Source organism: Pontibacter akesuensis (assembly GCF_001611675.1).
Taxonomy (GTDB): Bacteria; Bacteroidota; Bacteroidia; order Cytophagales; family Hymenobacteraceae; genus Pontibacter; species Pontibacter akesuensis.
Genome location: NZ_CP014766.1, coordinates 1700339 through 1714175, shown reverse-complemented (window position 1 = coordinate 1714175; position 13837 = coordinate 1700339). Strand labels below are relative to the sequence as shown.

16 protein-coding genes and 1 tRNA gene are annotated in these 13837 nt (G+C 51.5%); 9 read left to right on the top strand and 8 right to left on the bottom strand.

What is annotated here, in order from left to right:
• Window positions 1-104: 104 nt before the first annotated feature.
• A complete protein-coding gene (locus A0W33_RS07235; protein WP_068837535.1) occupies window positions 105-311 on the top strand; it encodes a PLDc N-terminal domain-containing protein in 207 nt (68 codons plus the stop codon).
• Between the two features lie 95 nt (window positions 312-406).
• Here the strand turns inward: A0W33_RS07235 and A0W33_RS07230 are convergent, their stop codons facing one another.
• The 3 genes from A0W33_RS07230 to folP form a co-directional block, all read right to left on the bottom strand.
• Window positions 407-820, bottom strand: coding sequence for a hypothetical protein (locus tag A0W33_RS07230; protein WP_068837534.1), 414 nt, complete (start codon window positions 818-820; stop codon window positions 407-409).
• 262 nt (window positions 821-1082) lie between these two features.
• Window positions 1083-1922: a diadenylate cyclase CdaA gene (gene cdaA / locus A0W33_RS07225; RefSeq protein ID WP_068837533.1), complete on the bottom strand. Its 840-nt coding sequence runs from the start codon at window positions 1920-1922 to the stop codon at window positions 1083-1085.
• Window positions 1919-2776 carry a dihydropteroate synthase gene (gene folP, locus A0W33_RS07220; protein WP_082815353.1) on the bottom strand — a complete coding sequence of 286 codons (858 nt, stop codon included), beginning with the start codon at window positions 2774-2776 and terminating at the stop codon, window positions 1919-1921. Before folP ends, cdaA begins: the two co-directional genes overlap by 4 nt.
• A gap of 44 nt (window positions 2777-2820) precedes the next feature.
• On the opposite strand from folP, the gene A0W33_RS07215 reads away from it, so the two are divergent.
• From A0W33_RS07215 to A0W33_RS07195, 5 genes are all read left to right on the top strand, one after another.
• Complete coding sequence (locus tag A0W33_RS07215) at window positions 2821-3375, top strand: DUF1599 domain-containing protein (RefSeq protein ID WP_068839985.1); 555 nt, start codon at window positions 2821-2823, stop codon at window positions 3373-3375.
• Window positions 3376-3435: 60 nt separating this feature from the next.
• Window positions 3436-4527 (top strand): BT_3928 family protein, encoded by a 1092-nt coding sequence (locus tag A0W33_RS07210; protein ID WP_068837531.1) that lies wholly within the window; start codon window positions 3436-3438, stop codon window positions 4525-4527.
• A 173-nt stretch (window positions 4528-4700) separates the two neighbouring features.
• Entirely contained in the window at window positions 4701-5756 is a 1056-nt protein-coding gene (locus tag A0W33_RS07205) for an ABC transporter permease (protein WP_068839984.1), read from the top strand.
• A gap of 196 nt (window positions 5757-5952) precedes the next feature.
• Window positions 5953-6459 carry a shikimate kinase gene (locus A0W33_RS07200; RefSeq protein WP_068837530.1) on the top strand — a complete coding sequence of 169 codons (507 nt, stop codon included), beginning with the start codon at window positions 5953-5955 and terminating at the stop codon, window positions 6457-6459.
• A gap of 102 nt (window positions 6460-6561) precedes the next feature.
• Entirely contained in the window at window positions 6562-7170 is a 609-nt protein-coding gene (locus A0W33_RS07195; RefSeq protein ID WP_068837529.1) for a sterol desaturase family protein, read from the top strand.
• Between the two features lie 71 nt (window positions 7171-7241).
• Here A0W33_RS07195 and A0W33_RS21080 read toward each other — a convergent pair whose 3' ends face one another.
• The 5 genes from A0W33_RS21080 to pheS all read right to left on the bottom strand — a co-directional run bounded on the left by A0W33_RS21080 (window position 7242) and on the right by pheS (window position 10220).
• Window positions 7242-7412: a hypothetical protein gene (locus A0W33_RS21080; RefSeq protein WP_172798097.1), complete on the bottom strand. Its 171-nt coding sequence runs from the start codon at window positions 7410-7412 to the stop codon at window positions 7242-7244.
• A 212-nt stretch (window positions 7413-7624) separates the two neighbouring features.
• Window positions 7625-7698 (bottom strand) — tRNA-Asn (locus A0W33_RS07190).
• Window positions 7699-7829: 131 nt separating this feature from the next.
• Entirely contained in the window at window positions 7830-8252 is a 423-nt protein-coding gene (locus tag A0W33_RS07185; RefSeq protein ID WP_068837528.1) for a hypothetical protein, read from the bottom strand.
• The gene (locus A0W33_RS07180) at window positions 8242-9102 is read right to left on the bottom strand and encodes a 3-hydroxyacyl-CoA dehydrogenase family protein (protein ID WP_068837527.1); all 861 of its coding nucleotides are present in this window, start codon (window positions 9100-9102) and stop codon (window positions 8242-8244) included. Before A0W33_RS07180 ends, A0W33_RS07185 begins: the two co-directional genes overlap by 11 nt.
• 92 nt (window positions 9103-9194) lie before the next feature.
• A complete protein-coding gene (pheS, locus tag A0W33_RS07175; RefSeq protein ID WP_068837526.1) occupies window positions 9195-10220 on the bottom strand; it encodes a phenylalanine--tRNA ligase subunit alpha in 1026 nt (341 codons plus the stop codon).
• A gap of 756 nt (window positions 10221-10976) precedes the next feature.
• On the opposite strand from pheS, the gene A0W33_RS07170 reads away from it, so the two are divergent.
• From A0W33_RS07170 to A0W33_RS07160, 3 genes are read left to right on the top strand one after another with little or no spacing between them, the layout of a single operon-like run.
• Window positions 10977-11819, top strand: a complete 843-nt coding sequence (locus tag A0W33_RS07170; protein WP_068837525.1) for a LiaF transmembrane domain-containing protein — start codon at window positions 10977-10979, stop codon at window positions 11817-11819.
• 12 nt (window positions 11820-11831) lie between these two features.
• On the top strand, window positions 11832-12857 hold the full coding sequence (locus A0W33_RS07165; RefSeq protein WP_068837524.1) for a sensor histidine kinase: 1026 nt from the start codon (window positions 11832-11834) through the stop codon (window positions 12855-12857).
• Window positions 12854-13597, top strand: a complete 744-nt coding sequence (locus A0W33_RS07160) for a LytR/AlgR family response regulator transcription factor (RefSeq protein ID WP_068837523.1) — start codon at window positions 12854-12856, stop codon at window positions 13595-13597. The genes A0W33_RS07165 and A0W33_RS07160 overlap by 4 nt, the downstream gene beginning before the upstream one ends.
• The last annotated feature ends 240 nt before the right edge of the window (window positions 13598-13837 follow it).

Sequence of the window (13837 nt, the reverse complement as noted above, 5' to 3'; positions counted from 1 at the left end):
GCCACTCCTGTTATGGGAGTGGCTTTGTTTTTTTATAACTTGTGCCTCACATCAAGTATGGAGGCTATACGTGCCATACTTTTGCTAAACGCTTTTTAAACCTCATGGAGCTATTTGCCCGGTATCCCGCTATATTTCTACTGGTCTCACTTAATTACCTGCTGGTTATTGTGGCGATTATTCACCTGATCTTCAAGTCTGATTATCCTGTGGGCTCCCGCCTGGTCTGGATGGTGATTCTGTGGCTGATCCCTGCGCTTGGCGTTGGGTTTTACTGGCTGGTGTGGTATAGGAGAGAGGGGAGGATATAAGTATAGCGATGGCTATTACCGAACCTCTGATGCCTCTGTATACGGCTCGGCTATGGTGCGTTTAGGCACTTTAGGGCTTATAAACCGCTTTGGATTCACTTTATCTTGCTGTCTAGAAACTCGTAGTTCCCATCTATGAGAGCTTGCAATGCTTCAATGGCATCCTCCTTAGTCTGACCAGTGACATCTGTTGTAAATTCAGAATCTGTATACCTGAGAAGGCCAAACAACTTTTTAACTTGTTTAGGTCTCTGGTAAAATACATAGAACTCTTCCAAGCTGGTAGTTCCGACACCACTGATAGACAATCCATGCTTTGTGATCTTGTCTGTGAATTCCAAAGAAGGAGAAAAGTATATTTCTGAGTCATCTACTTTCGCCATTTTGGAGATAATGTCATCCCATGGAAGCTGCTCAAATCTCTTAATTATTTCTTGACTCCCAACATCTCCTAATTCAATGATTTCAGGCTTAAAAGGGTCGCAAAAGCTGTGTCTGAAAGATTTCATTTGTTTGAATATGATCGCGTATAACTTATTGCAGGTTGGTTGATCGCAGCAAACGCTATCAGACTTCCCCTAACCCCTTCTTGTCCTTTTCGTGGGCCCCTACCCCCAGGCGGGGGATAAAACTCGCCTGGAGCTACTTCAACCATACTTCTCTGTCATCCTGAAAGGATCTTGTGGGCGAACTGTATAACGGCAACTAAACGCTAAAGTAGCACCGGAAGCTATCAGCTAAATTAAACCAATATTAAAATTGCTTTTTGCTCTACGCAGCGCTAACAGACTTTTCTGATACCGCCGCTGTTGCTTTCTGGTCGGTGTCGAACAGGAACTGGTTGAGTTTGATGCGCAGGTCGGAGGAGGAAAGGTTGCGGTAGGCTTCGCCGTTGCGGACAAGCGCAATCTGGCCTGTCTCCTCTGATACCACCAGCACAATACTGTCCGTGATCTCGGTGAGGCCGATAGCGGCGCGGTGACGCAGGCCCATGGAAGCGGGAATGTCTTGGTTTTCAGATACTGGAAGGATACAGCGGGCTGCCTTAATGCGGTTGCCGGAAATGATCACGGCGCCATCATGCAGCGGGCTATGCTTGTTGAAGATGGACATGAGCAGGCGCTTTGAGATAACAGCGTCAATCAAATCGCCCGACTCGGCATAGTATTTCAGCTCGGAGCTTTTGGTGAACACGATCAGCGCCCCGGTATTTTTGCCGGCCAGGGTTTTGGCGGCTTCAATAAAGGGGGTGAGGCTTAGTTTCTCGCCCTGCTCACGACGCCACGGGAATCCCCAGAAGCGGTCGTGGTTAAGCGAGGTGGTTTTGCCGATCAGCAGCAGGAAGCGCCGGATCTCGGGTTGGAAAAGTATGATGGCTGCCAGTACACCCACGCCCATGAACTGGCCAAGTATAATGGTAAGTAACTCCATGCCCGCAGCCCGCACGATCAGGTACAGCAGGTAAATAGAGAGCAGGCCCAGGAAGATCTTTAGCGCCACACTGCCGGTCAGGAGTTTGTACAATTGGTACAGTAACACCGTCACGAGCAGAATGTCGATGATCTGGATCCATCCTATCTCTAAAAAACCTATGCTGAATAAAAAGATCAAAGTTGTGTTTTCTCTAAAAGTATAATTGTTTGCTTTGCTTCTTTTACGTCGTGCACCCGCAAAATGTCGGCACCCTTCATCAACGCAACGGTATTTACAGCTACTGTGCCGGTCAAAGCATCGGCCTGATCAATACCAAGTGACTTGTAAACCATGGATTTGCGGGAAAGCCCGGCAAGTATGGGATGGCCTAATATACGCAATTCCTCCAAACGGCGAAGCAACTCAAAGTTATGCGCCACCGTTTTGGCAAACCCGAAGCCCGGATCAACGATGACATCCTTCACACCGAGTTGCTGCAGCTTCCCCAGTTGCACCAGCAGTTCGTCCACCACCTCTAGCACCACATCGTTATAGTTAGCCAGACTGGTCATGGTTTGCGGCGTGCCGCGCATGTGCATCAGCACGTAGGGCACCTGCAGCCGGGCCACAGTCTCAAACATGGCCTCATCCAGCGTGCCACCTGAAATATCGTTGATGATGGCGGCACCGGCGGCTATACTTGCCTCGGCCACCTCAGCCCTAAAAGTATCTACGGAAATAACGGCTTCAGGGAAATTTTGCAGGATGGTTTCTATGGCCGGAACCACACGCTCCAGCTCTTCCTGCACCGAAATATCTGCGGCACCCGGGCGGCTGCTGTAGCCCCCGATATCCAGAATGTCGGCACCGTCGGACAAGAGTTGCGTGGCCTTTTGCAGGGCCTCTTCGGCGGAGCTTAGGCGGCTGCCGGGGTAAAAGGAATCTGGGGTGAGGTTAAGAATTCCCATCACCAGGGGCACCTCCAGGGAGAGGAGCTTTCCGCGGCAGTTTAGTGTGTATTTTTTCTTAAAAAGCGTATCTTTCGCTTCCAATGTCGTCATCCCGGTCGATTATTTTTAAAATTAAAGCTAAAAAGTTGATTAGTCAAACACAGCAGGAATATAATCAGGTAGTGCAGCGCTGCAAGGATACCTTCGTGAAGAAGACCAAAGATTATGGCACCGCCTGGCGTGTGCTGCGGCTGCCCTCCATCACCGACCAGATCTTTATCAAGGCGCAGCGCATCCGCTCTATCCAGGAGAAGGGAATGCAGCTGGTGGAGGACGACATCAATGGCGAATTTGTAGGCATTATCAACTACTGCGTGATTGCGCTGATGCAGCTGCACCTGACCGATGAGGCCCCCATGAGCCTGTCGGCCGAGGAGGTGGAGCGGGAGTATACCTTCCACATTGAGGAAAATATGAAGCTGCTTAACGTTAAGAACCATGATTACGGCGAGGCCTGGCGCGACATGCGCGTAAGCTCCATCACCGATATTATTTTGATGAAGCTGTTCCGAACGAAGCAGATTGAGGACAACGAGGGGCAGACATTGATTTCGGAGGGCGTGGAGGCCAATTACCGCGACATGATCAACTACGCTGTGTTCGCCCTGATCAAATCCGGGTTTGTGGAGCAGGTTAAGTAAGCAACGCTGCTAGCAAGTATAGGAGGTCAACTTTTAACTATCTAAAATTAATGCAAGTTGATGAAATTCATAAGTAAGTTTTTCTGGCTGTTTGTCGGAGTGCTGTTCATCTTTTCAGGCCTTATCAAACTGAACGACCCGGTGGGAACGGCGATAAAGCTGGAGGAGTATTTCGAGGTTTTCGCGACGGACATTGCACCCTTCTTCAAGAGCTTTGAGCCGTACGCGCTGTTCCTGTCCATCTTCCTGAGCGCCTCTGAGATTGTGCTGGGGGTGGCGCTGCTCGTGCGCTTCAAGCTGAAGGTGGTGCTGTGGCTGCTGCTGATCATGATCGTGTTCTTTACTTTCCTCACGTTCTATTCGGCCTTCTACAACAAAGTAACCGACTGCGGCTGCTTCGGCGATGCTATTGTGCTCACGCCGTGGGAGTCGTTCACCAAAGACATTGTGCTGTTAGTGATGATTGTGGTGCTAATAGCCACGCGGCGGTACCTGGAGCCCTTTGTAAGTCCTGCGTCCGGAGCCATTATCACCATTATTACGGCGGCGTTGTCGGTTGCGGTGGGTTGGTACGCCTACGAGCACCTGCCTTACCTGGACTTTCGTTCCTACAAAATCGGCAACAACATTCCTGAGCTCATGAAGCCCTCTGCGCCGCTGCGCTACAAGTATGTGATGGTGAAAGACGGTGAAGAGGAAGAGTTTGAGGAGTACCCGATGGACACCACCTATACTTTCAAGGAGATGGTCGCCATCAACCCCGAGGATGGACCAAAAATTACCGACTTTAACGTGTGGAACGACGAGAGCGACTTTACGCAGGAAGTACTTACCGGCACGAAGCTGCTGATTCTGGTGCAAAGCGTGGAGAAAGCCGACCAGCAGAGTTTTGAAAGTATAAACAAGTTGGTGAAGGCTGCCGAGAAGGCTGGCATTACGCCGCTGGCCGTTACCAGTAGCAGCACACAGGACTTCGAGAAGTTCCGCCACGAGGTGAACCTGGCAGTGCCCTACTATTTCGGTGATGGTACCGTGCTCAAGACTATCATGCGTTCCAACCCCGGCCTTGTTTTGCTGCAGGACGGCACCGTGAAAGGCAAGTGGCACTACAACGACACGCCGGAACTGGAAGAGGTGCAGGAGTTGCTTTGATTTCGTTGTTCGTTATTCGTTGCTCGTTTTTCGGGAAGTTTGGGAGACGGGAAAGTATGGCGTGTGTACAAAACGTACTTGCAAGCGATGCCACAGTTTCATGTTATGAGCACATAACAAATAAAGATTAAGCGAAAAACGAACAACGACACACGAACCAACGAACCATGAAATTGATAGGATTTATACTTAGCCGCTTGGGGCACGGCCTGCTGATTATGCTGGGGGTGCTGGTGGCGATATTTTTCCTGTTCAACGTGCTGCCCGGCGATCCGGTGGCCTTGCTGGCTGGCCAGCGCTCCGATCTTTCCACCCGCGAGGCCATCACCAAAGACCTGGGGCTCGACAAGCCGCTGCCGCTGCAGTTGCTGTACTACGTGAATGATGTGTCGCCGGTATCGGTGCACGAGGATACGGAGGCTAACCTGGAGAAGTATGAGTACAGCACCCTGGTTGACTTTGGGGAGGATGTGCTCGTGTGGAAAACGCCTTACCTGCGCCGCTCTTTCCAGAGTAATAAAAGTGTAACCGATATCCTGGTCGATCATTTCTTCGGCACACTCTGGCTGGCTGCCGCCGCCATGCTCATTGCCACGGTTTTCGGAATCCTGTTTGGTGTGCTGGCCTCCCTGCGCCCGCACAGCACCCTCGATCATACCTTGGTCACCGGCTCGGTGCTGGGTATTTCGGTGCCGTCTTTCGTGGCCGCCATACTTATTGCCATCACCTTTGGCTATTACTGGAGCGACTGGACCGGCCTTAGTCTGACCGGTCAGCTCTACGAAATAGATCCATTTGAGGGGAAACAGCTTATGCTGCGCAACCTTCTGCTGCCAGCAATCGCGCTGGGCATTCGGCCGCTGGCCATTATCGTGCAGCTCACGCGCAGCTCCATGCTCGATGTCATGTCGCAGGACTACATCCGTACGGCGCGGGCAAAGGGCTTAAGCCGCTACAACGTGATTGCCGGGCATGCCCTCAAAAATGCGCTGAACCCGGTGGTAACGGCGGTGTCGGGCTGGCTTGCGTCGCTCATGGCGGGTGCCTTCTTCATCGAGTATATCTTTAACTGGAAGGGCCTGGGCTCTGTCACCCTGCAGGCGGTACAAAACCTGGATTTCCCCCTCGTGATGGGCTCCACGCTGTTCGTCGCTTTCCTGTTCGTGCTCATCAACATCCTTGTCGACCTGCTCTACGTCATGCTAGACCCACGCGTAAAGCTAGACTAGCGCTGCGCCAATTATGAATTATGAATGAAGAATTACGAATGGTGTTTCAATAGATGGTAATCTCTGCTTCTTTAGAGGATAGTCCTTTTCAAGTTATCCATACTTGCTACTGTTCATACTTTACACTTCAAACAATCATACTAGATACATTAAATGTCATTCATAATTTCTAATTCTTAATTCATAATTGAAAAAGATGTTCATCTTTTTGATCGGTATGATGGGGAGTGGCAAAACCACCTTGGGGCGGCAACTGGCTCAGGAGATCGGCTATGCCTTCGTTGATCTTGACGCGTACATCGTGGCACAGCAGGGGCGAAGTATAGCACAGCTCTTTGCCGAGGGGGGCGAGGCCCGTTTCAGGGAGCTGGAACGGCAGGCGCTGGAGGAGCTGGTGGAAAACCACGGGCAGGCGGTAATCGCTACCGGTGGCGGCGCACCGTGCTTCTTCGATAACATAGGGTTTATCAACCACCACGGCCAAAGTGTGTTCCTCGATGTGCCGGTGGAGGTGCTGGCTAACAGGTTGATTACCCAGGGACAGGAGCAGCGGCCGCTGCTGGCTGGCAAAAGCAGGGCTGAACTTATTTCTTACCTGGCTGAAACAATCGCGCACCGGAAGCAGTTCTATGAGCGCGCCAGCTATACATTGTCCGCCAGTGAACAAAGGGTGCAAAGCATCAAAAAGTGGCTCAACCTATAGCGGTTGTACGCGTTATACGTTATAACAGTGAAGCATCTAAACTGGCTTCCTCTGAAAAATTACGTATTTTTGCAGCGTTACAGCATATAGCAAATCTCTACTATGAAACCTAATCACAAAGGAAGTGCGCGGCTCTTTAAGAACCCATTTCTGGAAAAGCTCACCAGGACGCACATTGCCCTACCCATCTCTATCTTTCTGACTATTGCCGTGGGAATGCTTTACTATGGCATTACGCACAGCTTCATCAACATTCTGGAGGCCATTGGGTTTTTCTTTATCGGCTGGCTGATCTTTACCCTGCTGGAGTACCTGGCGCACCGTTACCTGTTCCACATGGACACCGATACGCCGCTGAAGGCCCGCCTGCAGTACCTGTTCCATGGCAACCACCACGAGTATCCGAAAGACAAGAAGCGCCTGGCTATGCCGCCTGTGGTAAGTATACTTTACGCATCGGCCTTCTTCTTTATCTTTAAGGTGATATTCGGCACGTTTGTATTTGGCGTAGTGGCCGGTATTTTGTTTGGCTATGCCATGTACCTGTTTGTGCATTACATTGTGCATGCGTACCCACCGCCAAGAAACTTCCTGAAGCAGCTCTGGATTCACCACAGCATTCACCACTACAAAGACCCCGAGGCTGCCTATGGCGTATCGTCGCCGCTCTGGGATTATATTCTGGGCACTATGCCCAAGCGCTCCAGGTAAGCGCAGTAAAGTATAGATAAAAAGAAGAGGGGCTCTACTGCAGAGCCCCTCTTCTTTTTATTTCTGGATAATTATCTCCTGAACTTTCGAACCAGCCAGCCGATCAGCACCACCACCAGCACAATGATGATGAGCATCACCCACATGCCTGCTTCAAAAATATCGCCTACCAGTTCACAGCTACTCATGGTAAAGGTGAGCAGCACGAGGAGGGTCATCACGAAAAGTCTTATATTCTTCATAGTTTTATCTTTTAGTTATGCCAATGGCTTAAAACGTACACGGCAACAGAAGTATAGCCAAGGCGAAATATGATGATATTGCCATGTTACTGTTACTGTATAGGTAGCAAAAAGGTTAACTGAAAAGGGAAATTGTGGGGAGGGAAAAGGGGAATATCGCGACTAGTGCAGGCGTATAATAAAAAAGCCACTCATTCTTGAGTGGCTTTTTGCTCCCCCTCCTGGGCTCGAACCAGGGACCCCATGATTAACAGTCATGTGCTCTAACCAACTGAGCTAAGGAGGAATTTGGTTATATCATTGGCGATATCCGCCGTTTGATGATGCAATATTACGGCAGTTAAGTTTAGGACGCAAGTCATGTCCTGAAAAAATATCGCAAAAAAGGCTAATTTGCTGGAAATCAACTAAAAAATATTAGTTGGTAATGTACAGCGTGGCGCCTACGAGCGATGTTTTGTACTGCCGTAGCCCCTGAATGGCCGGTCCGCCGATTACGCCCCCCTGCAGGTTGAACTGGGAGCCGCAGCAGGGGTCAGTGAGAAACAGGCGCGACGGGTCCATTTCTACTTCGCAGTCGTTGGTTGGGTCGAAGGGGCAGGCACGCTCAAAGGCGGTGTAGTAATTGGCATTTTGCCGGATCACGATAATTCCTTTATAGCCCTCCGGCAAGTAAGCGAAGCCCCCGTCCTGGCGCAGCTCCGGGTACAGTTGGCTGTTCACGGCGAGCTGAGCGTTTACCGGCACGTTGGGTATGATGGGGCTGTTACTGCTGTCTTTGCACGCGCTGGCAAGTATAGCCAGCAAAGCAAGCAGCAGCGGCCAGTGCTTACTTGTCATACGTATAAAAACCTTTGCCTGACTTGCGGCCGTGGTGCCCTGCGTCCACTTTTTGCTGCTGTATGCGGCTTGGTCTGAATTTAGCGTCATAATGAAAGGCCTCGAACATGGAAGATGTAACGGCATAATTCGTATCAACACCAATCAGGTCCATGAGTTCAAACGGTCCCATTTTAAAGCCGCTGGCTTGCATCAGTTTATCGATGGTTTCTACATCGGCCACGCCTTCCTCCAGCAGTTTCAGCCCCTCTACGTAAAAATGGCGCGCCACGCGGTTCACGATAAAGCCCGGAGAGTCTTTCGCCATCACAGCTGTTTTACCCAGCTTTTCGGCCAGGGCCTTTACTGTTTGGGCAACAGCAGGAGCAGTGGCAGCACCAGATATTACCTCTACCAGCTTCATAATATGCGCCGGGTTAAAGAAGTGCATGCCCACTACGCGCTCCGGGTTCGGAACGGCGGAGGCAATCTGCGTGATCGGGATAGAGGAGGTGTTGGAGGCAAGTATAGTTTCAGGTTTGTTGATGCTGGCAAGCTCTTTAAATATGTCCTGCTTCACCTCCAGGCGCTCCACCACTGCCTCAATGATCACATCACAATTCAACTGCAGCGTATCGCCGGTAAAGGAGAGATTACCCAGTGCGGCTTGTTTTTCAACCTCGGTTAATTTGCCGCGCGCTATGCCTTTATCCAGGTTGTTAGTAATAATTTGCTGTGCCTTCTCCAGTACCTGTGCGTTGATGTCGAACAGGATGGTTTTAAAGCCTGCCTGCGCGCAGATCTGAGCAATTCCCTGGCCCATAGTGCCGGCACCCACCACACCTATTGTTTTAATCTCTTCTAAGGTCATAGCTTAAGTATGTTTAAAAGGAAAAGTGAATGCCTTGCTATACTTGTACGGCAAAACATTCACTCCTTCATTTATTCAATTTTTCAGAATTTCTAAATTACCCCTTCAAACTGGCGCAGGAAACGCACATCGTTTTCGGTGAAGAGGCGTAGGTCCTTTATCTGGTACTTCAACATGGTGATGCGCTCAATGCCCATTCCGAAGGCGAAGCCAGAGTATACTTCCGGGTCGATGCCGGAGCTTTGGAGCACGGCAGGGTCTACCATACCGGAGCCGCCAATCTCTACCCAGCCGCTGCCTTTGCAGATGTTACAGCCCTCGCCCTTGCAGATAAAGCAGGTAATGTCAATTTCGGCGCTTGGCTCGGTGAAGGGGAAGAAAGACGGACGGAAACGGATCTGTGTGTCCTGCCCGAACATCTCCTTGGCAAAGTAATAGAGTGTTTCCTTCAGGTCCTTAAAGCTCACGCCCTTGTTCACGTACAGGCCCTCTACCTGGTGAAACACCATGTGCGCGCGCGCCGAAATAGCCTCGTTGCGGTACACGCGGCCCGGCATAATGCTGCGCAGCGGTGGCTGGTTGTTTTCCATCAAACGCACCTGCACCGTGGAAGTATGAGTGCGAAGCAACCGCTCCTTGTCCTCGCTTAAAAAGAAGGTATCCTGCATCTCGCGGGCTGGGTGGTTCTCCGGGAAGTTAAGGGCAGAGAAGTTGTGCCAGTCGTCCTCCATCTCAGGACCCTCCGCTACATTGAAACCGATGCGCTCAAAGATGCGCACAATCTCCTGGCGCACGAGCGAAAGCGGGTGGCGTGTGCCGAGCGTATTTGGTATAGTTGGCAGTGTAAAATCAAACCCTGTGTCTCCTGCTGTATCGTTAGAATTAGCCAGCTGCTCCTGCGCCTGGTCGAAGCGCTCCTGGGCCCGGTTCTTCAGCGTATTCAGCTGCTGGCCAACCTCGCGGCGCTGCTCCGGCGCCACTTGCTTCAGGTTATCAAACAAATCTGCAATTCGGCCTTTGCGGCCGATATAGGCAATGCGGAATTGCTCCAGCTCGGCAGCGTTGGTCAGCGGTGCTGCTTCAATCTCTTGTGCTACGTGTTGTATGTTCTCCACCATAATTTGCAAAGATAATAAATTGGCGCGTTCTGAGCCTATTTAAGGAATTCTCAATTGGTACGCAAAATAGGAGGAGGGAGTATGGGAAGATGTGATGCCAATCCTGTAGAGACAGGTCGCGGCCTGTCCGAATCGTTCCCAAACTTTTACTCTCCAACGTTTCTGTGCTTTCCGTTGCACAACGGTTTTTTTCGCCTCGCTGCGTAGGACTTCCAGCTGTTATTTGGAGCCCCGATTCTCATCAAAAGCGACTTTTCCTGAAGTACCTGATTCCCCTCCTCGGAGGGGCAGGGGTGGGTCCCGCTGTAGGCTTCGCTGAAGTATGAGCTTTGTTGTAAAGGCTTAAGCCCCCATCCACAAAAATCCTTTCAGGATGACAAATGGGGAGTGGGAGAAGTGGTCAGCGTAAAAATTGATATAACGTCAGCAGGAGTATAAACATCCCCCTGCCCCCTTCAAAGGGGGACTTGGCAGAAGCTATGTAACTACTGCTTTTGCTAACAAGGCTGTTTTTCTATCCTTAATTAGGGCCTTGGATAAATAGTGGCTAAAAAAACTTTCACTACCATAGCCATACCTACACGTCCCTCTTCACCAGCACATAGCGCCATTGGTAAATTGCGCAATCCCTGTATACTTTGTAGTTTACCGACGCAAACCTGCAGCTTACCGACTTCTCTCCCAAGCTCGCCTATCTCTTATAGACTAGCGGGCTTCGCTACAGTACATTTGGGCATAAACTTAATCAAAACAACTATGGAAAATCAAGATCAAACCCCAAACAGCAACTACGGTGGCAACTGGGATAGCCCGCGCCGGGGCAACAGCGGGAAAGTACTGGCCGGCCTGCTTCTGGTGGCAGTCGGCGTGGTGCTACTTGTGGCAAAGCTCAATATTTTTTTCCTGCCTTACTGGGTGTTCTCCTGGGAGATGCTGCTGATTGTGCTGGGTCTGTTCCTGGGTTTCCGGCACAATTTCCAGAAGCCCGGCTGGATCGTGCTGGTGCTGATCGGCTCTATTTTCCTGCTGGATGACTTGCTGGAGGGGTTTGACGTGCACGTGTACTTCTGGCCGATCATGCTGATTGGTGTAGGGTTGTGGGTGATGCTAAAGCCCCGTCGGGACTATCCCCGGCGTTTCAGGCAGAAGAGGGAGCCGGTAGCGTCAGGTGCGGCAGGAGCAGCAGGAGCAGCTCCAGGGCCAATGTCTAGCAGCAGCTTCAGCACAGGCCATACTTCAGACAGAGGCAATAACTCTTCAGAGGAAGTGGTGGACGTAACGGCCATACTTGGCGGCATCAAAAAGAACATTATCTCCAAGAATTTCATGGGTGGCGAAGTGGTGAGTGTGTTCGGAGGAACCGAGCTGAACCTGACCCAGGCCGATATACAGCGCCCTGTGGTATTGGAAGCCACGCAGATATTCGGGGGTACCACGCTCATTATTCCGCCGCATTGGGAAGTGAAATCAGAGATGGTGGCCATACTTGGCGGCATCGACGACAAGCGGCCCATACTTTCCAGCGGCTACGACCCCAGCAAGGTGCTCATTATAAAAGGCACCACGCTGTTTGGCGGATTGCAAATCAAGAGCTACTAACCCGCTGCGTGCATGTATCCGTTCCGCATCATACTTCTTTACCTGGGTTGGACCTTGCTTTGGGTGGCCGTGCAAACGGCGCTGCTGTGGTCGGTGGAGGTGCCGTGGCGCACAGCCCTGACCGATGCGCTGCTCACCAATGCGCTTCTGGTTGGTGGGGGCTACGCCATGGGCACGGGCCTGCGCTACTACCAGCCCAGTATGCGGCAATTGGCTTACCTGTTTGGCTGGAGCCTGGGGTTGGCCGGTATCAGTATGCTGCTGTTTGATTTTATTGTTAGCAGGCTGTTCCCGGCGGATGAAGTATACCTGGCGTTTGTGGAGGCCACACTGCCGGTGCGGGTGGTGTTTGGCTGGCTGATGGTGCTGTTGGTGCTGTTGCTGAACTGGATGTGGTTTTACACCCGCGAATGGCAGCAGGACGAGGCGCGGAAGGCGGCTACCGAGAAAATGGTGCGCGAGGCGGAGCTGCATTCCTTGCGCCAGCAACTGCAGCCACACTTTCTCTTCAACAGCCTCAACTCCATTTCGGCGCTGGTGGGGGCAAGGCCTGAGCAGGCGCGCAAAATGATCATGCAGCTCTCCGACTTTCTGCGCGGCACCCTGCGCAATGACGACCAGCAGCAGGTAAGTCTGGCTGATGAGCTGGAGCACCTGGAGCTATACTTGGAAATTGAAAAAGTGCGCTTCGGGCATCGCTTACAAGCTGCCATTGAGGTGCAGGGTGAAGCCATGCACATGCGCCTGCCAGCCCTTTTACTACAGCCCGTGGTGGAGAACGCGATTAAGTTCGGCCTCTACGATACCATCGGCGATACTGTAATAAGTATAAAGGCAATTGCCCATGATCACCACCTGCAACTGCAGGTACAAAACCCTTACGACCCCGCCACCGCGCAACCGCAGCACGGCACTGGCTTCGGCCTTAGCTCGGTGCAGCGCCGCCTATACTTGCTCTACGCCCGCCACGACCTGCTGCAGACCCAGCAGCAGGAAAACCAGTTTATCACGCGCATTAAAATCCCACAGAAACTATGATGAAGTGTTTAATAATTGACGATGAGCCCCTGGCCCGCAGCATCGTGGCCGAGTACCTGCAGCGCCATACCGAAATAGAGGTGGTGCAGGAATGCGGCGACGGTTTTGCCGGTGTGAAAGCCATTATGCAGCACCAGCCCGACCTGATTTTCCTCGATATCCAGATGCCCAAAATAAACGGCTTTGAAATGCTGGAACTGGTGGAGCAGGCGCCGGGCGTCATCTTCACCACCGCCTTTGATGAATATGCGCTAAAGGCCTTTGAGGCCAACGCCGTAGACTACCTGCTCAAACCATTCAGCCAGGAGCGTTTTGATGCCGCCCTGAAGAAGTGGCTGGAGAAGCGAAGTATAAATGCCGCCGCTACCAAAGTCACAGACTTGAACGAAGTGCCGGCCAAGCAGCCCGAGGAGCAGCAGCGCATCGTGGTAAAGGCCGCCAACGACATCCGCATCATCCCGGTGCATGACGTGCTGTACCTGGAGGCCTACGATGACTACGTGAAGGTGCACACCAACAGCGGCCTCTTCCTCAAAAAGAAAACCATGAGCTACTATGAGCGCGTGCTGGACCCGAAGCAGTTCGTGCGCGTGCACCGCTCCTACATCATCCCCCTCACCCAACTCACCCGCATCGAACCCCTGGAAAAAGACAGCCACATAGCGCTGCTCAAAAACGGAACGCGCGTGCCCCTAAGCCGGACCGGATACAGCAAGCTTAGAGCCGTGCTGGGTATATAAAGCAAAATTTTTATTCATATAACTCTGTCGGTCTTGCGGAAGCACGTGCTCTAAGAACGGGCTTGCTTTTGCCGGATAATAGAAAGGCTTTTGTCTATATAACACTGCTGTTCATCGAGCTTTGGCTGCTGCGCCCGCTCCTGTAAAGAAGTAATAGTAGCTGTAAGTGCTTGTGTTTTAGCTGGAAACAAACCTATTGGTGGGTCTTGTGTTAACTTTTTAATAACATGGAAACTTTTG